Annotated in this window: 19 protein-coding genes; 2 read left to right on the top strand and 17 right to left on the bottom strand. The window is 43.8% G+C overall.

The features are described from left to right. Positions 1-201: HPr family phosphocarrier protein (locus EDD59_RS14675; RefSeq protein WP_132383200.1), on the bottom strand; the 201-nt coding region annotated here is incomplete at its 3' end. Between the two features lie 269 nt (positions 202-470). Between EDD59_RS14675 and EDD59_RS14670 the strand changes: the two genes are divergently transcribed. Continuing rightward, entirely contained in the window at positions 471-668 is a 198-nt protein-coding gene (locus EDD59_RS14670; protein WP_089985107.1) for a cold shock domain-containing protein, read from the top strand. 197 nt (positions 669-865) lie between these two features. Here EDD59_RS14670 and EDD59_RS14665 read toward each other — a convergent pair whose 3' ends face one another. The 6 genes from EDD59_RS14665 to EDD59_RS14640 are packed head-to-tail and all read right to left on the bottom strand — an operon-like array spanning position 866 to position 6,774. Beyond that, positions 866-1,309 (bottom strand): ACT domain-containing protein, encoded by a 444-nt coding sequence (locus tag EDD59_RS14665; protein ID WP_132383198.1) that lies wholly within the window; start codon positions 1,307-1,309, stop codon positions 866-868. Positions 1,310-1,330: 21 nt separating this feature from the next. Further along, the gene (locus EDD59_RS14660; RefSeq protein WP_132383196.1) at positions 1,331-2,662 is read right to left on the bottom strand and encodes a phenylacetate--CoA ligase family protein; all 1,332 of its coding nucleotides are present in this window, start codon (positions 2,660-2,662) and stop codon (positions 1,331-1,333) included. 40 nt (positions 2,663-2,702) lie between these two features. Continuing rightward, on the bottom strand, positions 2,703-3,122 hold the full coding sequence (locus EDD59_RS14655; protein ID WP_132383194.1) for an ACT domain-containing protein: 420 nt from the start codon (positions 3,120-3,122) through the stop codon (positions 2,703-2,705). A 19-nt stretch (positions 3,123-3,141) separates the two neighbouring features. After that, complete coding sequence (locus tag EDD59_RS14650) at positions 3,142-3,711, bottom strand: indolepyruvate oxidoreductase subunit beta (protein WP_132383192.1); 570 nt, start codon at positions 3,709-3,711, stop codon at positions 3,142-3,144. Positions 3,712-3,713: 2 nt separating this feature from the next. Beyond that, positions 3,714-5,459 (bottom strand): indolepyruvate ferredoxin oxidoreductase subunit alpha, encoded by a 1,746-nt coding sequence (gene iorA, locus EDD59_RS14645; RefSeq protein WP_132383190.1) that lies wholly within the window; start codon positions 5,457-5,459, stop codon positions 3,714-3,716. A gap of 4 nt (positions 5,460-5,463) precedes the next feature. Further along, positions 5,464-6,774: a phenylacetate--CoA ligase family protein gene (locus EDD59_RS14640; protein ID WP_132383188.1), complete on the bottom strand. Its 1,311-nt coding sequence runs from the start codon at positions 6,772-6,774 to the stop codon at positions 5,464-5,466. Between the two features lie 316 nt (positions 6,775-7,090). Here EDD59_RS14640 and EDD59_RS14635 point away from each other — a divergent pair, with 316 nt between their 5' ends. Further along, positions 7,091-7,948, top strand: coding sequence for a DUF368 domain-containing protein (locus EDD59_RS14635; protein WP_132383186.1), 858 nt, complete (start codon positions 7,091-7,093; stop codon positions 7,946-7,948). Between the two features lie 114 nt (positions 7,949-8,062). Here EDD59_RS14635 and glyA read toward each other — a convergent pair whose 3' ends face one another. From glyA to prfA, 10 genes are all read right to left on the bottom strand, one after another. After that, positions 8,063-9,298, bottom strand: coding sequence for a serine hydroxymethyltransferase (gene glyA / locus EDD59_RS14630; protein ID WP_132383184.1), 1,236 nt, complete (start codon positions 9,296-9,298; stop codon positions 8,063-8,065). 327 nt (positions 9,299-9,625) lie between these two features. Further along, positions 9,626-14,140: a PolC-type DNA polymerase III gene (locus EDD59_RS14625; protein ID WP_132383182.1), complete on the bottom strand. Its 4,515-nt coding sequence runs from the start codon at positions 14,138-14,140 to the stop codon at positions 9,626-9,628. Then, positions 14,128-15,189, bottom strand: a complete 1,062-nt coding sequence (gene ispG, locus EDD59_RS14620) for a flavodoxin-dependent (E)-4-hydroxy-3-methylbut-2-enyl-diphosphate synthase (RefSeq protein ID WP_132383180.1) — start codon at positions 15,187-15,189, stop codon at positions 14,128-14,130. Before ispG ends, EDD59_RS14625 begins: the two co-directional genes overlap by 13 nt. A gap of 73 nt (positions 15,190-15,262) precedes the next feature. Then, a complete protein-coding gene (locus EDD59_RS14615) occupies positions 15,263-15,712 on the bottom strand; it encodes a hypothetical protein (RefSeq protein WP_132383178.1) in 450 nt (149 codons plus the stop codon). An 82-nt stretch (positions 15,713-15,794) separates the two neighbouring features. Continuing rightward, positions 15,795-16,304, bottom strand: a complete 510-nt coding sequence (locus EDD59_RS14610) for a COG2426 family protein (protein WP_132383176.1) — start codon at positions 16,302-16,304, stop codon at positions 15,795-15,797. After that, a complete protein-coding gene (gene hisC, locus EDD59_RS14605) occupies positions 16,301-17,383 on the bottom strand; it encodes a histidinol-phosphate transaminase (RefSeq protein ID WP_132383174.1) in 1,083 nt (360 codons plus the stop codon). Before hisC ends, EDD59_RS14610 begins: the two co-directional genes overlap by 4 nt. Before the next feature lie 13 nt (positions 17,384-17,396). After that, the gene (locus EDD59_RS14600) at positions 17,397-18,584 is read right to left on the bottom strand and encodes a pyridoxal phosphate-dependent aminotransferase (RefSeq protein WP_132383172.1); all 1,188 of its coding nucleotides are present in this window, start codon (positions 18,582-18,584) and stop codon (positions 17,397-17,399) included. 14 nt (positions 18,585-18,598) lie between these two features. Further along, positions 18,599-19,498: a DUF2156 domain-containing protein gene (locus tag EDD59_RS14595; protein ID WP_132383170.1), complete on the bottom strand. Its 900-nt coding sequence runs from the start codon at positions 19,496-19,498 to the stop codon at positions 18,599-18,601. A gap of 146 nt (positions 19,499-19,644) precedes the next feature. Further along, complete coding sequence (locus tag EDD59_RS14590; protein ID WP_132383168.1) at positions 19,645-21,381, bottom strand: ABC transporter ATP-binding protein; 1,737 nt, start codon at positions 21,379-21,381, stop codon at positions 19,645-19,647. 82 nt (positions 21,382-21,463) lie between these two features. Then, on the bottom strand, positions 21,464-22,537 hold the full coding sequence (gene prfA / locus EDD59_RS14585; RefSeq protein WP_132383166.1) for a peptide chain release factor 1: 1,074 nt from the start codon (positions 22,535-22,537) through the stop codon (positions 21,464-21,466). Between the last annotated feature and the right edge of the window lie 19 nt (positions 22,538-22,556).

The raw sequence follows: 22,556 nt of genomic DNA, 5'->3' as shown, positions 1-22,556 counted from the left end.
TCCATCTGCAGTCACAGTGATTTCTTCACCTGCTTTAGTACCCAGTCCCATAACACCGAAAATTCTCTTTGCATCAGCACTCTTTTCACCCTTTGCAATCTTGATATCGGACTTATAGCCTGCAGCCTGCTTTACCAACATTCCCGCCGGTCTCGCATGGATTCCCTCAGAGTCTGTAATGGTGTACTTAAATCCCAGCATAAAATTATTCTCCTTCTGCTTCATATTTTGTTAACGCCAGTATATAACATATTAACGTCTTTTTCAATCAGTTGAAAATTAGCTACTTTGCCTGCCGTTTTCCTAACTGTTAAATATATTTGATATATTTGTATATTTTTGCAGAATGTTTCATAAATGCGTTGACTTTCATTGTTAAATATGCTACGCTAATACAGCGTTGTTCATATAGTTTCGTGGACAATGTAAATACTTTATTATTTATTTTTTATTTTATGGAGGGCAACACAATGACAGGTACAGTAAAATGGTTTAACAACCAAAAAGGTTATGGATTCATCTCTGATTCAGAAGGAAATGATGTGTTCGTACACTACTCAGGATTAAACATGGATGGATTCAAGTCCTTAGAAGAAGGCCAGGCTGTTGAATTTGATGTAACAGAAGGCGCTAAAGGACCTCAGGCAACTAACGTAGTAAAACTTTAATCAGAATTTTATATGTACCTTTTAATTATATAATTAAAATTAAATATTTAAAAGAAATACAGCGAAATATGATTAAGAATCCTTAAAAAGGTATCGAGAAAATTCCCGATACCTTTTTTCAGTTCTGGCATACCTCCGTCTTGCAGTCTGAAAATTGGTTCTGCGCGGTTTTACTGAAAGTCAATGAAGACAGCACACTACAAATCCAAATTAGAGACATAGGCTTCCGCTGCCTCCCAGACATCGAATCCACTGCCCCGCAAAATATCCGCCACTCTTGCCGGATCATCCGTCTTAAGCACGGCAGACGCGTCCACTCCATTTGCAAAGGCATACATGTACTCGATATTCACATCTCCCTCTACAATCTGGTGCATTGCTTTACTTAAAGAGCCTGTAGCATGAGGGACACGAAATGCCACCACATCTGTCAGCATTGCCGTAATCCCGATTTCCTTCAGTACGGCCCTGCCCTTGTTCGGATTAGATACAATCATACGGAGCATCCCATAATCCGATGTATCCGCCAGGCTCAGTGCCACGATATTCACATCATTACTTGCCAATGCCGCAAGCACTTCGTCCAAACGTCCTTCCCTGTTTTCAAGAAATACTGATAATTGCTGAATTGTAATTCCCACCTGTTCTTCCCCCTTTACTTATCACAGGCCGCGTTTATCAATGACGCGCACTGCTTTTCCCTCGCTTCTCTGTATGGTCTTTGGCTCGACCAGTTTTACACGGACAGATACCCCAAGCGCTTGTTTGAGCACTGCACCTATTTTATTTTTCAGCGCATCCAATTTTCTGATTTCATCAGAGAACAGGCTCTCGTCTACCTCCACCATAACCGTAAGGATATCCATGTTGTCTTTCCGCTCCACAATCATGAGATAATGTGGCGCCACTGCCCCGCCCATACTAAGAAGTGCCGTTTCAACCTGGGTCGGAAATACATTGACTCCTCGGATTACCTTCATATCATCTGTGCGGCCGGTAAACTGGGAGATTCTTGGCGTAGTCCTTCCACACCTGCAGGTGCTGTGGTCAATACTGGTCAAGTCCTTTGTACGGTAGCGAAGTAAAGGCATTGCTTCCTTCGCCAGAGTGGTAAATACCAGTTCTCCTGTCTCTTTGTCTGCGCACATCTTGTTTGTCGCCGGATTTAATATTTCCGGATAGAAATAATCTGCATTGATATGTAATCCTGCATGATGGATGCAGTCCTGTGCCACCCCTGGTCCGGTAATTTCGCATAACCCATAGATATCAAAGCAGTTAATGTGAAGAATACTTTCGATTTTCCTGCGCATTTCCTCTGTCCAGGGCTCTGCACCGTGAATCCCCGTTTTGATATGCAGTTGTTCTATAAGGCCGGCTTCCTGCAGGGATTCTGCAAGATGGAGTGCATAAGAAGGCGTACATGCAATGGCAGTCGCCCCAAAGTCTTCCATACACATCATCTGGCGTGCAGTATTTCCGGCGGACATGGGGATAGCCGTTGCTCCCAGCGCTCTTGCTCCAAAATCCAGCCCAATGCCTCCGGTAAACAATCCGTAGCCATAACATATATGGATAATGTCCTCTTCGTTAAGGCCCGCCATAGTCAGGCACCTTGCAACGCATTCCCCCCAGACATCCACATCTTTCTGAGAATAAGAGGCCAGTGTCAGTTTCCCCGTTGTGCCGGATGTTCCCTGAACACGAACAACATCTTTTCTGGGTATTGCCAGAAGTCCGAAGGGGTAATTGTCTCTTAAATCTTCTTTTGTTGTAAAAGGGAGCTTATCGATATCTTCAATTCCCTTAATATCCCCCGGTTCCACCCCGAGAGCTTTCATCTTCTTGTGATAGAAATCTACATTGTGATAGACACGGTTTACAACATTTGCCAGACGCTTGCTCTGCAAAGCTGCCATTTCATCCCTGCTCATACATTCAATTTCCGGGTTCCTGATCCGTTCCACCCAATTTTCCAGTACCACTGCCGCCATCCTTTTGACTCCTTTATCTTTTACTTTGTACCTTCTTGCTTTATAACTCTACTTCCTCAACCAGCTTTATATCTGCTGCTCTTAAGGCTTTCTCTGCCTTCTCATAATTATCCGTATTAAACACCATAACAGGGGCTTTTTCCTCCCTGATTACAAAGGAATAGATATAGCTGATGCTGATTCCACCCTCGGCGAGGACAGATAACATCTTGTTCAGATTTCCTTTTTCATCTTTTAGTTCTACTCCGATTACATCATGAACTTTGACGACAAATCCTTTGGCTGTCAGATCCTCCTTGGCTTTGGCCGGCCGGTCTACAACCAAACGTAAGATTGCGAATTCCGGCGTATCAAAAGAGGCTATGGCCCGGATATTAATGCATGCCGAGGTAAGTGCAGAGGTCACCCTCATGATACTGCCCGGCCTGTTTTCCACAAATACCGATAACTGTTTAATCATCCTCACACCTGCCTTTGTTTTATAAAGTATAGCCTACATCAAATGCCTTTTTATTAATATCGACTGTTTTTGGCGGCACGGTCTTCTCAATCACATCATACCACTGCTTCTTAGTAAAATCCATATGCTGCGCTGCAATTCCGAGCACAATCAGATTAAAGACACGGGAATTGCCCAGCTTTCTGGCCTCCTTGGTTGCATTGACTTTATAAACTCTGTGGTCTTTTTCCAAGGCTTCCAGAATATGCTCCGGATACTTGGCGGCCCCGATTACAACCGGCATGGGATCTATCCGCCAGTCATTGACAATCAATGCCCCGTCCTTTTTCAGGAAATGAGCGTACCTCAAGGCCTCCAGCCGTTCAAAGGCAATCAGCACATCTGCCTGCCCCTCTTCCACGATAGGCTCTGCCACCTTCTCACCGTAGCGTACAAAGGTAACAACGCTGCCTCCCCTTTGAGCCATGCCGTGCACCTCCGAAAGCTTCACGTCGTACCCTCCTGCCATTGTAAGACTACCCAATATTCTACTGGTAAGCAGGGTTCCCTGCCCTCCTACTCCAACTATCATAATATTCTTTACTGTCATTTCTATACACCCGCCTTTGCCAGTTCTATTGCACCGAATTTACATAGTGTTTCACACAGTCCGCATCCTGTACAAATCGTATCGTCAATATGCACGGTGCCATCTGGATTTTTCGTGATGGCCGGGCAGCCGGGCTTTAAACACATGCCGCATTTTTTACATTTATCTTCATGGGAGATATAAACCGGCTTCCTAGATTTATCAAGGAGAACACAGGGCGTCTTTGTTATGATCACAGATACCTCATCCTTTGCCACTTCTTCCTTTAAGGTCTTCTCCAACAGAACAATGTCAAAAGCATTGATCTCTGTCACATTTTTCACCCCTATGGCGCGGCAGAGTGCAGGAATATTAATCATATAAGTCGGATCTCCCTGCAGTGTTTTTCCGGTTGCAGCATGATCCTGATGTCCGGTCATTCCTGTAGTGGAATTGTCGAGAATCACAACCGTACCTGTGGCATTGTTGTAAACCATGTTCATCAAAGAATTTACACCTGTATGTAAGAATGTGGAGTCTCCGATCACTGCAACCCAGTCCTTGATATATTCCTTTCCCTTTGCCTTTTCCATTCCATGTAAGGTGGAAATACCAGATCCCATACACATAGTAGTGTCCACAACACTTAGCGGCGCAACTGCACCCAGTGTATAGCAGCCGATGTCGCCGGCAGCATGGAGTTTAAGCTTATTCATCACGTGATATACGCTCCGGTGGGGACATCCCGGACAGAGAATCGGCGGACGCTGTGGAATCTCAGCCGGCACATCTGTTTCAGGCGCTTCTTTTAAAATGGCTTTCATCACCATATTGGCGCTGTATTCACCCTGCACTGTGAAAATTTCTTTTCCGATTGCTTTAATTCCCCAAGATTTGACCTGCTCTTCAATCACTGGATCCAGCTCTTCCACAACATATAAGGTATCTACCTTTGACGCAAACTCCTCTATCAGTTTTCGCGGAAGAGGATTTACCATCCCAAGTTTTAGAACAGAGGCATCTGGAAGTGCCTCCTTCACATATTGATAGGGAATACCACTTGTAATCACACCTATTTTTGTATCGTTCATTTCAACCTTATTGATTGGCAGGGTGTTGGCTGCCTCTGCCAGCTCCAGATTACGCTTTTCTATTTCTATATGGCGAAGCTTTGCATTTCCCGGCATCATTACATTTTTGCGGACGTTCTTCTTATAAGGCTTATCCGGAATATTCTTTCTATCCTGTAGCTCCACAATACCCTGAGAATGGGACAGACGGGTGGTCGTCCTGAATATAAACGGCCTGTCGAACTGTTCGCTTAAATCAAAGGCAATTTTAAAGAAGTCTTTTGCTTCCGCACTATCAGAAGGCTCTATAACCGGAACCTGGGAAGCTCTGGCTACCATTCTAGTGTCCTGCTCGTTCTGGGAACTGTATAAACCAGGATCATCTGCAACCATAAACACAAGTCCGCCGTTCACACCCATGTAGGATACTGAATAAAGAGGGTCTGAAGCCACATTCAGCCCCACATGCTTCATACACACCATAGAACGCACACCTGCAAGACTTGCCCCTACTGCCACTTCAGCAGCCACTTTTTCATTGGGTGCCCACTCCTCATAGACATCATCTCTATACTGAACCAGATATTCACTTACCTCCGTGCTGGGTGTGCCGGGGTAAGCGGAGGATACCTTGACTCCGGCCTCATAAGCCCCTCTGGCTATAGCTTCATTCCCCAACATGATTACTCTTTCTGACATATTCTTATAAACCATCCTTTCGTAAATCTGTAACTCTCTTTGCTTTGCCCTCAAACCGCTGAAGAGAGTTTGGTGCAACCAGTCTGATATGTGTTGCAAGTCCAAGCTGAGACTTCAGAGCTGCCTTGATGCCCTGTTCCAGGCTGCCCAGCCTGGAGTAACTGTCCAGAAGCCTGTCATCTATCAATTCTACTGTGATTGTCATCACATCCAGCCTGTTCTTTCTCTCCACCAGAATCTCATAGTGAGGGCCTATCTCCTCTATCTTAAACAATACCTCTTCAATTTGTCCGGGGAATACATTTACTCCACGGATGACAAGCATATCATCCACACGGCCTGACAGATTGGCCATACGCACCGTCGTCCTTCCGCATTCACACGGCTCATACATGAGTCTTGTCAGATCACCGGTGCGGTATCTGACAAGAGGAAGGGCCTCCTTGCCCAGACATGTAACCACCAGTTCCCCGGTAGAGCCGGAAGGCAGCACCTCCTCTGTATCCGGATCGATAATCTCAGGAATAAACCAGTCCTCATTTATATGCATCCCACACAGCCGGGTACATTCTCCCGCCACCCCGGGACCACATAGCTCGCTCATTCCATAATTCTGTGTACATATAAATTGTTCTCCCCACACCTTGTGCATCTCATCTCTCATGGGTTCTGTCATTCCCTCGCCCCCAAAGAGTCCAATGCGTGTCTTTAAATCCCTTGCTGGATCCACTCCGCATTCTCTTAAAGATTCTCCTAAATGCAGTGCATAGGAAGGGGTCGCCACCAGCAGTGTCACCCCCATATCCTGCAGAAACATCATCTGCTTACCCGAATTTCCCGAAGACATGGGGATTACCGATGCCCCTATCTTCTCCAGGCCTCCGTGCAGCCCGAGGGCACCCGTAAATGTGCCATAGCCAAAGGAAATCTGCGCCACATCTTTGGCAGTGGCACCTCCCATACAGGCAATTCTTGCCACATTATTCAGCCATATATCCAGATCATTGGCTGTATATCCTACGACCGTAGGCTTTCCCGTAGTACCAGAGCTGGCGTGATATCGGACAATATCCTCTTTATCCACCGCAAATAAACCATCGGGATAATTTTCTCTGAAGTCAGCTTTATATGTAAACGGCAGCTTTCTTAAATCCTGTAAAGTTTGGATATCTTCCGGCTTCACTTTGGCCTCATCCATTTTTTTGCGGTAAGGCTCGACACGCTCATATATATAGGTGACTGTCTCTTTTAAGCGTTTCAGCTGGATTGCCTCAATCTCAGCTCTTGGCAGAGTCTCTTCCTTTGCCCAAATCATCCTGAAAAACCTCCTTTGATATAACAATCGTTAAACAACAGTATAACACAATACTTTGTTGGTTTAAAGCATTAAATTCATATGGCGCTCTGCCACAGCGAGATGCCTTGAAAGAGAAATTCGTAACTGATTGTTGTACTTATACTACACCCTATGATATAATGCTCTTACTTGGCGCGGTACTTTCGAGCCTAGAAAGACATATACCTAAACACTTAGCGAGGTTTTTTCGAGCTTAGTATTTACGGTATAATCTTATGGATGAACATGATGAAAGGAATACATATGCCTGGTTACAGGATATGTTTTTATGCATATGAATAACAAATTAAAAAATAACTTAACAATTATACTGAAGGGCTTTATCATTGGTTCTTCTATGAGTGTACCCGGAGTAAGCGGAGGAACAATGGCAATTCTGCTGGGGATTTATGATAGACTGATCTCCTCCATCAGCAATTTTCTAAAAGATTTTAAGGGAAATTTACTTTTCCTTATAAAGTTTTGTGTAGGGGCGGCTGCCGGAATAGGATCTCTGGCTTTTCTGATTAAATGGCTTTTAGAGAAGTTTCCAATACCGGTTTCCTTCTTCTTTCTTGGTGCTGTTATTGGCGGCATCCCGGCTTTATACAAAAAAACAAAAGAATCCTCATTTAAGGTTTCTTCTGTCATCTATTTTCTTGTGGGATTAGTCCTTGTGATTTCTATCGGTTTCATACCAATCGGGAATTTTAATATAAGTTCCGGCTCCGGATTCGTACATTATTTCATGATATTGGTAGCAGGAATTATAATTGCCCTAGCGCTGGTGCTGCCGGGTATCAGTACCTCCCACATGCTCCTTATACTCGGTATGTATGATTCAACACTTTTGGCAATTACCAATTTTGATATTGCCTATATTGGGGTCTTGGGAATTTCTACTGTTATCGGGATTTTCCTCATTACAAAGCCAATTGAATGGACGCTGAATAATTTTCCACATCAGACTTATTGTATGATTATAGGGTTCGTTCTTGGATCTACTTCCGAGATATTTAAGGATAAGATAATACCTGCCCTTCCTGTGGAGGCTAATATGAGCTGGTGGATTTCTTCCGCCTTAATATCCATAGTGACTTTTGTACTTGGGTATTATGCAATTAATTCACTGTCCCATTTTTCAAATGATTGATGCAATAACTAAAAAGATTCCTGAATCTCAGATTTAATGATAAGTGCTTCAAAAATGGTTCTAATGGTATATCCGGGAGCCATTTTTAAAGCACTTTTTTGTACAGTAGAAAACTTATAACAAAGGATACTTTTTAGTAAGCTCAGCTACCTGTTCTTTTGCGTTTTCCACGTTGGCTTCATCAGCAATAACCATAGCTATGATTTCAGCTATCCTATCCATATCTGATTCCTTCATTCCTCTGGTAGTTACCGCGGGGGTTCCAAGTCGGACTCCACTTGTCACAAATGGAGAACGGATATCATTGGGAATCGTATTTTTGTTGCAGGTTACATGGGCATTGTCGAGACGTTTCTCCAGTTCTTTGCCGCTGATATTATTTTCAGTCAAATCTACAAGCATCAGATGATTGTCAGTGTCACCAGAGACAATTTTTATTCCGCGGGACTGAAGGCCCCGGCACAGGGCTTTTGCATTTTTAACCACCTGTTCCTGATAGGTCTTGAATTCAGGGGACAAGGCTTCTTTGAAGCAGACGGCTTTAGCCGCAATCACATGCATCAGCGGGCCGCCCTGAGTCCCGGGGAAGATGGCTTTATTGAAATTGAACTTTTCATTCATCTCTTTGCTGGAAAGAATCATGCCGCCTCTGGGTCCACGCAAAGTTTTGTGAGTCGTCGTGGTTGTAACATGGGCGTATGGTATTGGGCTCGGATGCAGACCCGCTGCAACTAACCCTGCAATATGGGCCATATCCACCATTAGGTAAGCCCCTACTTCATCTGCAATTTGACGGAACCGCTTGAAATCAATGGTCCTGGCATAGGCACTGGCACCCGCTATAATTAATTTTGGTTTATGTTCTTTTGCGATTTTGAGTACTCTATCATAATCAATTATGCCGTTCTCATTCACGCCGTATGATGTAAAGTCAAAATATTTCCCCGATATATTCACTGGTGAACCGTGAGTTAAATGTCCGCCGTGATCCAGATTCATTCCCATCACCTTATCTCCCGGCTGCACCATTGCAAACATGGCTGCCATATTTGCCTGTGCTCCGGAATGAGGCTGTACATTGGCATACTCACAGTGGAATAATTCCTTCGCACGTTCAATTGCAAGATTCTCCACCACGTCCACACACTGGCATCCGCCGTAATATCTTTTTCCCGGATACCCTTCTGCATATTTATTGGTTAGGGGACTTCCCATAGCCGCCATAACAGCCTTGCTCACCCAGTTCTCGGACGCAATCAGCTCAATATGGGAATTCTGTCTCTCCATCTCCGCCTGAATTGCGTCCGCAATCTCAATATCTTCGTTTTTGATATCCTCGAAATCGTACATATTCCTTCTCCTCTCTGAATCCTGTTGGTAGCATTACACCGTAAATACTAAGCTCGAAAAAATCTCGCTAAATGTTTAGGTATATGTCTTTCTAGGCTCGAAAGTACCTCGCCAAGTAAGAGCATTATATCATAACCTGATACCAGGGTCAAAAGGTCATGCGTTTCATGCTTGCATGAAAAAGCATGACCTTGGGGCCCGCAAAACATGAGAAAGCAGCCCGAGCAGGGCGGATTTCGAATGTTTTTAGGATTGCGGGAGCACAAAGTGCGGAGCAATCCGTAGGTATCAGGGGTCAAAATACCTTTTGACCCCTACATCATAACCTTACACAAAATCAAACAAAGATAACTGGTTGCTCTGGGGAAGATTGCCGAACAGCCCCAATTCCGCCATAAAGTCAATAACTGTCTTGCTGACTTTTGTGCGCTGGCGGAAATCATCCAGGGAAAGATACGGCCCGTCCTTGGACGCTTCCTCCACCGCCTCTGCTGCTTTTTCTCCCATTCCTTCGATACTGGACAAAGGGGGCATCAGTTTGCCGTCTATAATCTGAAATTTGGTTGCCTTTGCCTTGTAAATATCCAGCGGCAGGAACTCAAAGCCCCTGGCATACATTTCCTGGACGATTTTCATATCTTTCACTACGTCCTGTTCTTTGTTACTGAGGGAATCTGCTCTTCTTTTATACTCTTTTATATAATAATTCAATTTTTCTTTTCCCTGGCACATGATTTCATAGGAAAATGCATTAGCGCGGATTCCAAAATATGCCCCATAATATGCAAGCGGGTAATTGATCTTGCAGTAGGCAATACGATATGCCATCATAACATAAGCTGCCGCATGTGCTTTTGGAAACATGTAGCTGATTTGCTTGCATGACCAGATATACCAGTCCGGCACGCCCTTTTCTTTCATTGCAGTTTCCCATTCCGGCTTCAGGCCTTTTCCTTTACGTACACTCTCCATGATAGTAAAGGAGAGTGCGCTGTCCACTCCCTGATTGATCAGATAGATCATGATATCATCCCGGGTACAGATGCAGGTGGAAATTGTTGCTTTTTCCGATTTCACCAGCTCCTGTGCGTTGCCCAGCCACACGTTTGTACCGTGGGACAATCCCGAAATTCTGATCAAGTCAGAAAGAGACTGGGGTTTCGCATCCTGTACCATCTGAATAACAAAGTCTGTGCCAAACTCAGGAATCCCGAGGCAGCCCAGCTTGCATCCGTCAATATCTTCCGGGTTAATCTTCAGTGCACTGGTATCGTGGAATAAAGAGAGAACATCTTTATCGTCCAGAGGAATTTTAGTCGCAACAAAAGGATTCTCCTCATTGTACTCATTATCCATAGCATCCGATGTAATATATTCCTCTAATGTGCGGATCATCGTAGGATCATCATGACCCAGAATATCTAGTTTCAGCAGGTTGTGGTCGATAGAGTGATAGTCAAAATGTGTTGTGACGATATCTGTCTCCATATCATTAGCCGGATGCTGTACCGGTGTAAATTCATTGATATCATGTCCATGGGGAAGTACCACAATTCCTCCCGGGTGCTGCCCGGTGCTTCTTCTGATACCTGTACAGCCCTGGGTAATCCTGTCAATTTCACATTTGCGCTTCCTGTGCCCCCTCTCCTCGTAATAATTTTTCACATAACCAAAAGCAGTTTTATCTGCCAGAGTCCCAATTGTTCCTGCCTTAAACGTATGGCCTTCCCCGAAAATTACTTCTGTGTATTTATGGGCTTTTGCCTGATAATCCCCTGAGAAGTTCAAATCGATGTCCGGCTCCTTGTCTCCCTTGAACCCGAGAAAGGTTTCAAAAGGAATGTCAAATCCGGCTTTTACAAGCTGCTCTCCACAGTCGGGACACACCTTATCCGGCATATCAAAACCGCAGCCCCCTGCAAACGCCTTGACTTCGTCAGACAAAAAGTCGTTATAATGACATTTGGGGCAGTAGTAATGGGGACTTAAAGGGTTGACCTCTGTAATCCCTGCCATAGTGGCTACGAAGGAGGAACCTACAGAACCTCGGGAACCCACCAGGTATCCCTCCTCATTGGATTTCCAGACAAGCTTCTGTGCGATAATGTACATCACAGAATACCCATTGGATATGATGGAGTTCAGCTCCCTTTCCAAGCGCTCCGACACCGGAGCAGGTAAATTGGGCCCATATATTTCATGGGCTCTGCTATAGCAGATATCTCTTAAATCCTGCTCCGAATTTTCGATGACCGGAGGACATTTATTTGGATTGACAGGAGATATCTTCTCAATCATGTCACAAATCTTATTAGGATTATCGATCACAATTTCTCGCGCCTTAGCTGCTCCCAGATACTCAAACTCCTCCAGCATCTCCTCCGTAGTTCTCAAGTAAAGAGGCGCCTGCTCGTCCGCATCATTAAATCCCTTTCCCGCCATAATAATACGTCTGTACACCTCATCCTCCGGATCCAAGAAATGCACATCACAGGTGGCAACCACAGGCTTTTTAAATTTCTCTCCAAGTTCCACGATTTTTCGATTAATATCCTGCAAATCCTCCAGGGAATTAATGTCTGGATATTTGTTGCTCTCCAGCATAAACTTGTTATTTCCAAGAGGCTGAATTTCATAATAATCATAAAATTCGGCAAGTCTTGCAATAGACTCTGAAGACTTTCTTTCCAAAACCGCCTGATATAGCTCCCCTGCCTCACAGGCGCTTCCCACAATAAGCCCCTCCCGATGTTTATTCAGCGCACTTTTTGGAATCCTCGGCCTTCTGCCATAATAGGTAATGTGGGACTGAGAAACCAGCTGATACAAATTAAATCTTCCAATGTCATTCTGGATCAAAATAATAACATGATGAGTGGGCATTTTGCGGATTGCATTAGGGTTCATATCTCCAAACCGGTTTATTTCTTTCAAGGTGGTGATGTTCTGCTCCTTAAGCATTTGTACAAACTTTACAAAGATTTCTGCTGTAGCCGCCGCATCATCCACCGCTCTGTGATGATTTTCCAGTGAAATGCCAAGGGCCTTTGCCACAGTATTCAATTTGTATCTGGATAGGGCCGGCAGAAGTACTCTGGCGAGGGCCACCGTATCCACATAGACAAAATGAGGTGTTATGTCCTGGTATCGGCAGTTCTGCTCTATAAAGCCCACGTCAAACCCAGCATTGTGGGCCACGAGAACACTATCCCCCACAAATTCTAGAAACTGAGGTAAAATACGCTCAATATCAGGTGATCCCATGACCATCTCATCCGTAATGCTTGTAAGCTTCGTAATTTCAAAGGGAATCGGGCGTCTGGGGTTCACGAAGGTGCTGAACCGGTCCACAATCTCACCATTTACCACCTTCACCGCCCCGATTTCAATAATTTTATCCTTGATGGCACTAAAGCCGGTAGTCTCCAAATCAAACACAGTATAAGTTCCGCTCAGGTCTTCATCCCCGGCATTCACTGCAATGTTCGTCAAATCGTCAACAATATACCCTTCCACACCATAAAGAATTTTAAAAGGGTCGTCCTTATCTAATGTTTCAATATAATGATTGGCATCTGGAAAGGACTGAACCACTCCATGATCTGTGATTGCGATTGCCGGATGCCCCCAGTCATGGGCTCTTTTTACAATATCCTTTACCTCAGAAACACCATCCATATCGCTCATTTTTGTGTGACAGTGCAGTTCCACCCGCTTTCTCGGGCTCAAATCCTCTCTGGACACTGTAAAGTCACTGCTTTTTCTGATACCGGTTACTGAGCCTATGGTCAATTCACCGTCAAACTTATCAATTGTTGTAATTCCCTTTATCTTAACAAAAACACCTTTCTTCAACTCTCCCAAAAGCTCCGGAAGCTGGTCGTTGCGAGCAAACATCTTTACTGTAATTGTATCCGTAAAATCACTGACTGCAAACATAAGAATGGTCTTTTCATTCCTGATTTCTCTGGTATCAAAATTGATAATCTTGCCATGGATTGTAATTTCCCCCATCTCACTGACAACCTGATCCAACCTGATTGGCTCATCATCAAAATTCCTTCCGAAAATCAGACTCGGATCGTCTCCCTGCTTCAGAGGCCTGTAAAAGTCTTTTTTCTTAAAGTCTTTCCTTTTAAACCCACCCTTTTTCTCGGAACCATTTCTCTTCTCCCGGGATTTTTCTTTTTTCTGTTCATTGTTTTGAGAAGAGCCCTCGTTTTCTGTCTGCAACTCTCCCCGCTGCCTTGCGCGGCGCTCAAAAATAGCATTGATTTCCTGCTGGACCCTCTGTTCATCATATTCACGTTCCTTATCATCCTGGGATTCCCGGCAGGACACACGGATATCTATCTTCATGTTGAATCTTGTTTCAAAAATTTCATAAAGGAGGCCGGCAATGTATTCTCTTTTACCTTCAGCTACTATGGTACCGGTCATTTCCAGATATAAAACATTGTCTCCCTCAAAGTGCATTTTAGCCCGCTCAAGCATATTTGCGGCCAGAACACTGTGAGTTTTGAGCTCCTGCACAATACTGTCATGATATTCCATCATCAATGTACCGGGCGTATACTGCTCAGAGAGAATATACTGCTCAGCCAGCCGGATAGTAATTCTGACCTTCCCAAAAAGCTGTTCTTTAATCTTCTGCTCCATCTGCCAGATATGTTTCTTTTGTATCAAATGCCTGCTCAGAATATGTATATTCAAAAAATCGTGTTTTGAGTTTGTTGAGACTTTCTGAACCTCCACATCCTGAAACAGTATTTGTATATCATCCTCTACCTTTAATGTGGGGAATACACCGAAAAAGAGTTTTTTATTTCCTAGTTTTTCCAATTTAACAACTCCTGTCGCAAGGTTTCCAGAAGCTCCTCCTCCTTCACCTTTTTCACAATCTCACCTTTTTTAATCAGCAGTCCCACGCCGTCTCCCCCAGCGATACCAATGTCTGCCTCCTTCGCCTCCCCGGGGCCGTTTACTGCACAGCCCATGACGGCCACCTTAATGTCAAGAGGGAAATCTGCCACCATATTCTCTACCTGGGTGGCAAGCTGTATTAAATCAATCTTTGTCCTACCGCAGGTAGGGCAGGATACTACCTCAATTCCCCCCCTGCGAAGGTCCAGAGTCTTCAATATCAATTTGGCAGTCTTTATCTCCTCTGCGGGATCCCCAGTAAGAGATACGCGAATTGTATTGCCGATTCCTTCATATAAAATAATTCCCAGACCCACGGACGACTTTACATTTCCGGTATATACTGTCCCCGCCTCTGTAATTCCCACGTGCAGAGGGTAAGGGCATCTCTCGGCAATCAATTCATGGGCCTTTACGCACATCATTACATCCGAGGATTTAATGCTCACTACCAGATTCTCATACCCCATCTTTTCAATCATATCTACCTTATCCAGAGCACTTTCCGCAAGTCCCGCTGCAGTTACACCACCGTATTTTTCAACCAGCTGTTTTTCCAGAGAACCACTGTTGACCCCTACACGGATTGGAACCTGGTATTCTTTTGCTTTTTCCACGACCGTGCGCAATCTCTCTTCACTTCCGATATTGCCGGGATTAATCCGAATCTTATCAGCCCCGTTTTCTATAGCGGCAATGGCAAGCCGGTAGTCAAAATGAATATCTGCAACCAGCGGAATGTGAATCTTACTGCGGATCTCTTTTAATGCCAGTGCCGCTTCCATTGTTGGCACTGCACAACGGATAATTTCGCATCCTGCCGCTTCCAGCTTCAATATCTGTGATACTGTCGCCTCCACATCCTCTGTTTTTGTGTTCGTCATAGACTGGATTGCAACCGGATGATTTCCTCCGATTACTACATCCCCTATTTTTATTTCCTTTGTGTTCTCCCTTAAAAACTCCATAACTGCACTTCCTCTCTCCGGCATGTTTCCCATTAAGAAAGAATAAACAGGGAAAGCCTTCCCTGTTTACCCGTTACTTTTTAACGAAGACCATCCTTTCTCCGTATTCTCTGTCTGTCAGAACTAATTGTTTATTCTCGATGCTGTAATCAAAGGTACCTTCCATCTGATCTGCCGCCGACTTCAGAGTGTCTGCGGTTACGCTGCCATCCGAAGTACCTGCGGCCTCCTGTATGGCATCTTCCGAAACATTTATTGTAAAGGTCTTTGTCTCCTTGTCAATGTTGTATTTTGTCACCACAGATACACCTGCATCTTCATACTCTTTTGGCCATTCAAGCACCACTTTGCCATCTCCTCTGATGGTCATAACCAAATTGATGTCTTCATTGCTCCATTTACCTTCCAGTGGATTGGCCGTAAAAAGCTTTATTATGAAAAAGGCAGCTATGACGATAATCACTACTGTAGATACAGTCATCACGACTTTCCAGATTTGATTCCGTTTTTCCTCACTATACATGGATATTCTTTCCTTCCTTCTACTTTTTCATTATACGGTCTTTCACCTGTCCTGTCAACGGATATGAATTTGCAGAGAATGATCAGCCAAATATGCCTCCGATAATTCCATATGACAAAATGGTCATAATACACCCTGCCATAAGGACTCCAAGCGCAATGGCGGGAAATGCTTTTTTAAATCGGATTCCCAAAAGTGCTGCAATCAGCGCCCCTGTCCACGCTCCCGTACCGGGAAGCGGAATTCCCACAAAAATCAGAAGCCCCCAAAATTCATATTTCTCAATGTTAGCGCTTTTACTCATGGCTTTTGTTTCCAGTTTCTCCACCATGGGTCTCAATTTTTTTGTACCTTTCATCCAGTCAAAAATCCTTGTGATCAACAGTAATATAAAAGGAATCGGCAACAGATTACCAATAATGCAAATAGGAACCGCCTGCCATTTTTGCACATCTAAAAAGGGGGGACCGGCAGCAAGCAGTCCTCCTCTAAGCTCCAAAATCGGAACCATAGAAATTATAAAAACAATTAGTTTTTTGCTTACCTTCCCGCCCAAATTTATGATAAACCAATTCATTAAAGCATGACTCATAAATTATAATCCCCCTGTTTACTAATATATCTCTTCAAAGAATCAAAAAGTATTCCCATCTCTTCTTTCGTTCCGATCGAAATACGCAGGTACTGTCCTATTCTTTCACTGTTCCAGTGCCTGACATAAATGTTCTCTCTCTTTAATGCCTGGAATAGTTCTTCTCCATTGTAATCCGGATGTGCCGCAAATATGAAATTAGCCTTTGCATCCGGGAACTCAAAACCCAGGCCGCGCAGCTCTTTTTTTGTCCATTCTCTTGTATCAACAATCTCCGAGATTACTTTTTCAAAATACTCTCTGTCTTTCACGGCCTCGGCCCCACAAATTAATGAAGGCAGATTCAAGGTATAAGAATTAAAAGAATATTTAACATCATTTAAACACTTTACCAACTCAGGATCCCCTATCGCATAACCTATTCTCATTCCTGCCATGGATCTTGCTTTTGAAAAGGTCTGTACAACAATAAGATTCTGATATTTCGCCAAAAGTTCCAAAGCAGATCTGCCTGCAAAATCTATGTATGCTTCATCCACAATCACAATCACATCTTGATTATGGCGCAGAATATCCTCTATGAACTCCAGCTCTTCATATATAGCTGTAGGCGCATTGGGATTTGGAAATATAATTCCCCCATTGTCCCTGTAGTAATCCTCCCTTTGTATACGGAAATCTCCATCCAGCTTTGGACACTCATAAGGAATGCCATAGAGTCCTGCCCATACCTTGTAAAAGGAATAGGTAATATCTGGGAACAATACTGGCTTTTCTGAATTGAAAAATGTCAGAAAACACATTGCCAGAACATCATCCGAACCCACACCCACAAATACTTGGTCATTACCCACATGATAATATTTTGCCAGAATATCCACCAGGTTTTTTGCTGTAGGATCCGGATACAGGCGGAAACGGTCATATTCCAGCTCCCTAAGCGCCTTTTGTACCCCCGGCGCCGGAGGGTATGGATTCTCGTTGGTGTTTAACTTAACAACCTTATTCTGTGGCTGCTCACCTGGCACATAAGGCTCCACTTTACGGATATTTTTCAGAAGATTTTCATTTATTTCCATCTATAGCTCCTATCTATTTATACTCCGCTGCCAGTTCTGCAAACTTAGGCAGAGAATTTACAATTGTCTCATAGGATACGCAATAGGCAAGGCGTACATAACCGGGACATGCAAAAGACGATCCCGGAACAATAAGAATATTGTACTTTTTCGCTGAGGCGCAGAATTCCTTCTCATTCTCCACAGGAGATTTCATAAACAGGTAAAATGCTCCTTCCGGTTTAATACATTCAAAGCCCAGTTCTTTTAATCCGCTGTATAATGTCTCTCGGTTTCTGTTGTAATAGGAAATGTCCGTCTTTTCGTCGAGGCACTTCTTAACAACTTTCTGCTGAAGAGTCGGTGCATTGACAAATCCAAGGATTCTGGTTGCCACGTTCGCCGCATCCATGAGCTTGTCACTGTCGGCTGCCTCATCCGGTATAACCAAATACCCTATCCGCTCTCCGGGAAGTGACAAAGATTTGCTGTAGGAATATCCTATTACTGTGTTTGTATAGTATTTCGTCAGGTAAGGAACCTCCACACCGTCATAAGCCAGTTCTCTGTACGGTTCGTCTGATATCAGATAAATTGCTGTGCCGTACTCTTCCTGCTTTTTCTCCATAATTGCTGCCATCTTTTTGATGGTGTCCTCAGAATATACGACTCCGGTCGGGTTATTTGGAGTATTTACAATGACAGCTTTTGTTCTGGAAGTTATTTTTGTCTCAAACTCACCAAGCTTTGGCTGAAAATTTGCTGTGTTTGGAGATATCTCCACAAGCACTCCGTCATAGTTATCGGCATAGCTTCTGTATTCACCGAAATAAGGTGCAAATACAATAACTTCATCCCCCGGGTTTAGCAAAGATTTTAAAATTACATTTAAGCCTCCTGCCGCTCCCACTGTCATGGTAATATTTCTCGCTGCAAAATTTGTCCGGAATCTGCTATTCAAAGACTCTGCCACGGCCTGCCTTACATCCTGGTAGCCCGCATTGCTGTTTGTATACCCGTGGAGTACAACAGGATCTTCTTCATCAAATATCTGCCGGACTGCATCTTGAACCGCTTGGGGTGCCGGCACATTTGGATTGCCAAGACTGAAATCATATACTTTGTCTGCCCCATAAATTACAGCCAAACGGTTGCCTTCCTCAAACATTGCGCGGATTGCAGAACTATTAGCAACCATATTTTCCATTTTCTTTGATATCATTGCATTTCCTCCTGTTATTTTCTGGTAACAATCCCTTTTTCCACCATAAAGACCGGTTTGTATGAAAGTTTTGCTTTGCGCAGTCCCTCCGCCCCGGCATCATCTTCACGGTTCACATATTTATAACGGTCCACACATTCATGCTCCACAAACTGCTGATTAATCATAGCATAAGCCCCCTGTGCATCAGTAAATGCTTTCTCAATATGGACAACAAATGTATCATCACATATGGCTTCTCCGACTGCAAAAGCGACAATTTCGCCGCTTATACGCAGAATGCCCCCGACTTCTCCTAATTCTTTATACAGACGAAGAGAATTGAGAGTTACACTCATCTCTGCATTCTTTTCTGAGTCACCATCGACATCATTGAGGTTGCGCCACTTCAATGCCATCTGAAAACATTCTTCCAGATTCTCATCATTTAAAGATTCATAGCCCCAGTCAGGATATAATGCTTTGAATTTATTGAGATGGTTTCTTTTACTGTGCAGCTTCTTTCCTGATAACCTAGATAACTTCTCAGATTCATAAACATAATCTGCCGCGTCTCGTACATACTCTACCTGAAATTCTCCTGGATACCACCCCTCAAGCTGCGTGAAAAGTTCTTTGGTCACGTGGTAAAGCTTAAACGGGTAACCCTGTTTTTCACTGTACTTCATAAGAAACTCCAGAGCATTCCTTACACACTGGGGTTCCCCGGCCGGATAGGAAAATGCTATTCCATCTTCATCATTTCTAAACACAAGGGTATCTTCTATAATTGCATACTTCACTTTATAAAATCTCGACCAGAGAAATACATTGCTAAAAGTTCTTTCGCAGCTTCTGCTGGGAGCTTTCTTAAAATAGGCAGTGATAATATCTTTGTCTTCCAATTCAGGTCTCTTAAAATTTATTTCCTCCATGCTTATCCTTTTTATGTCTCCTTCTTAGGTTTTGTTAGTATACCATAAATACTAAGCTCGAAAATACCTCGCTAAGTGTTTAGGTATATGTCTTTCTAGGCTCGAAAGTACCTCGCCAAGTAAGAGCATTATACCATACTCTTTATTTATTTGACAATATTCGCATCATAAAGCCCTGCATAAATGCCCCTTTTTGCAAGCAATTCTTCATGGGTTCCCTGCTCTGCGATCCCATTCTCCGTGAGAACCAAGATCCGTCCGGCGTTGCGGATAGTAGAGAGACGATGGGCAATGACAAATGTTGTTCTATTTTTTGACAGGCTTTCCATAGACTGCTGAACAACATGTTCACTTTCATTGTCCAACGCAGATGTAGCCTCGTCGAAAATAAGAACTTCCGGGTTCCTTAAGAACACTCTGGCAATGGAGAGTCTCTGTTTTTGCCCACCCGATAGTTTTACACCTCTTTGTCCCACATCTGTATCATATCCTTCCGGGAATTCCATAATAAACTCATGGGCATTGGCGTTTCTGGCTGCCCGGACTACCTCCTCATCTGTAGCTCCCGGTTTTCCGTACCTGATATTGTCCATAATACTGCCTGCAAACAGGTAGACATCCTGCTGTACAATTCCGATATGGCTGCGTAATTCGTCGAGTTTAATATGACGGATATCTGTCCCATCCAGATAGATTCCGCCTTCTGACACCTCGTAAAATCTTGGAATAAGACTGCAAAGCGTAGTTTTTCCCACGCCGGAGGGTCCTACAAGAGCGATATAATCCCCTGCTTCTACCTTCAGATTCAGGTTATCCAACACTTTTTTATTTTTATCCTCATAATAAAAGGAAACATTCTTAAACCCAATATTTCCTTTTACTTCCGGCAGAGAAACTGCATCCGGCTCGTCTGCAATATCCGGTGCGATTGACATAATTTCCAAAAATCTTTCAAAGCCAGAGTAGCCATTCTGAAACTGTTCTGTAAGTGCCACAAGCTTCTTTACAGGATCTGTAAGATTATTAATATATAGCAGGAAAGTAATCAAATCTGTCACGGCAAGTCTGCCTAACATCATCATTCCCACCCCGGAAATTAATACAACAACTGTAATCATTGTACTCATGGCGCCCAGACCAGAGTTGTAGATTGCCATATACTTATAGCTCATCCTCTTCGCCTTCACAAAATTATCATTCCCGACTTTGAACTTTTTCATTTCTATATTTTCATTTGCGAAGGATTTTACTACCCGTATACCGGAAAGGCTGTCCTCAATCTGGCTGTTGATTTCACCAATTTTTTCCCTGTTTCTCTTAAACGCAACCTTCATCTTCCTGTTAGTATAGAAAGCAAAGATTACCATAAGCGGAATAAATATAAATGCAACAAGAGCAAGTTTGACATTTACTGTCAGCAGAATAACAAGAGAACCCACCATCTTAATAACAGATATCACCAGATCCTCCGGCCCGTGATGAAGCAGTTCACTAATATCGAACAGATCACTTGTAATTCTGGAAAGCAAGTGGCCAACCTTCTGATTGTCATAAAAGGCAAAGGTCAGCTTCTGATAATGTCCGAAAATATCCCGGCGCATATTCGCTTCCATCTTTGCCCCCATAATATGCCCAAAATATGCAATATAAAAGTTGCAGAACATTTCCAGGGCTACCAGCCCCAGCATCACCGCTCCCAGCACCAGAACTGCTTGTCTCGCCTGAGATGCTCCGAAGTAAACAACTTCATTGGTAATGTATCTGACAATCATGGGAATCACGAGTGTCACCGCTGCTCCCAGTATAGCAAATACCATATCACTGTAAAACAGCCCCTTGTAAGGCTTGTAATAAGCAAATAATTTTTTTAGCTTTTCTCCCATATCCATTTCCTCTTTTTCTATCATTTGTATCATAAAAGGGTGTTTGAGAAATTCAAACACCCAGCGTATGTTTTAACAATACTTAACCCTCATTCATCTTAGCCAGCTTTGCACTTTGGTCCGCCGCAATCAGGCTGTCTATAATTTCATCCAGGTCTCCGTGCAGTACTGTATCCAGCTTGTGCAGTGTCAGCTTAATCCTGTGATCTGTAACTCTTCCCTGTGGGAAATTGTAGGTTCTGATTTTTTCGGAACGGTCTCCGGTTCCGATCTGGCTTCTCCTGGCCTCAGCTTCCGATGCCTGCTGTTTTTCCATCTCCAGATCATATAATTTAGACCGAAGCAGACGAAAAGCTTTGTCCTTATTCTGGAGCTGTGACTTTTCGGTCTGGCTGTAAATGACAATTCCCGTAGGATAGTGTGTCAGACGCACTGCCGAATCTGTCGTATTGACGCACTGCCCTCCGTTCCCTGAGGCGCGCATAACGTCGATACGAATATCTTTATCATCAATCACAACGTCCACTTCCTCTGCTTCCGGCATAATTGCTACCGTAACAGTAGATGTGTGGATCCTGCCGCCGCTTTCTGTCTCGGGAACCCGCTGTACGCGGTGAACACCACTTTCATATTTCAGACGGGAATAGGCACCCTGGCCTGTAATCATGAATACGCACTCCTTAAAGCCGCCGATTCCATTCTCATTCAGAGAGATCATCTCAATTTTCCATCTGCGTCCCTCTGCATAATGTACATACATGCGGTAAATTTCGGCTGCAAATAAGGCTGCTTCGTCCCCGCCTGCACCGGCGCGGATTTCTACAATAACGTTTTTATCATCGTTAGGGTCTTTTGGTAAAAGGAGAATCTTTAACCTTTGCTCCAGTTCTTCAACACGGTTTTTGGAATCATTCAATTCCTCCTTCGCCAGCTCCCGCATCTCTTCGTCGGACTCTTCTTCCAACATGACAAGACTGTCCTCAATATTTTGTTTACTCCGTTTATATTCTTTATATGCCTCCACAATCGGAGTCAGATCACTCTGCTCTTTCATCAGCTTCCGAAAGCGTTCAGGGTCATTGGCCACATCAGGCTCCTGCAGCTCACCCATCAGTTCTTCGTAGCGGATCAGCAGATCTTCTAATTTATCAAACATCTTTTTCTATCCTTTCCTG

This window comes from Muricomes intestini (assembly GCF_004346165.1).
Lineage (GTDB): Bacteria > Bacillota > Clostridia > Lachnospirales > Lachnospiraceae > Muricomes > Muricomes intestini.
Note: the sequence above shows the minus strand (reverse complement) of the source record. Positions and strands in the feature narration are given on the sequence as shown.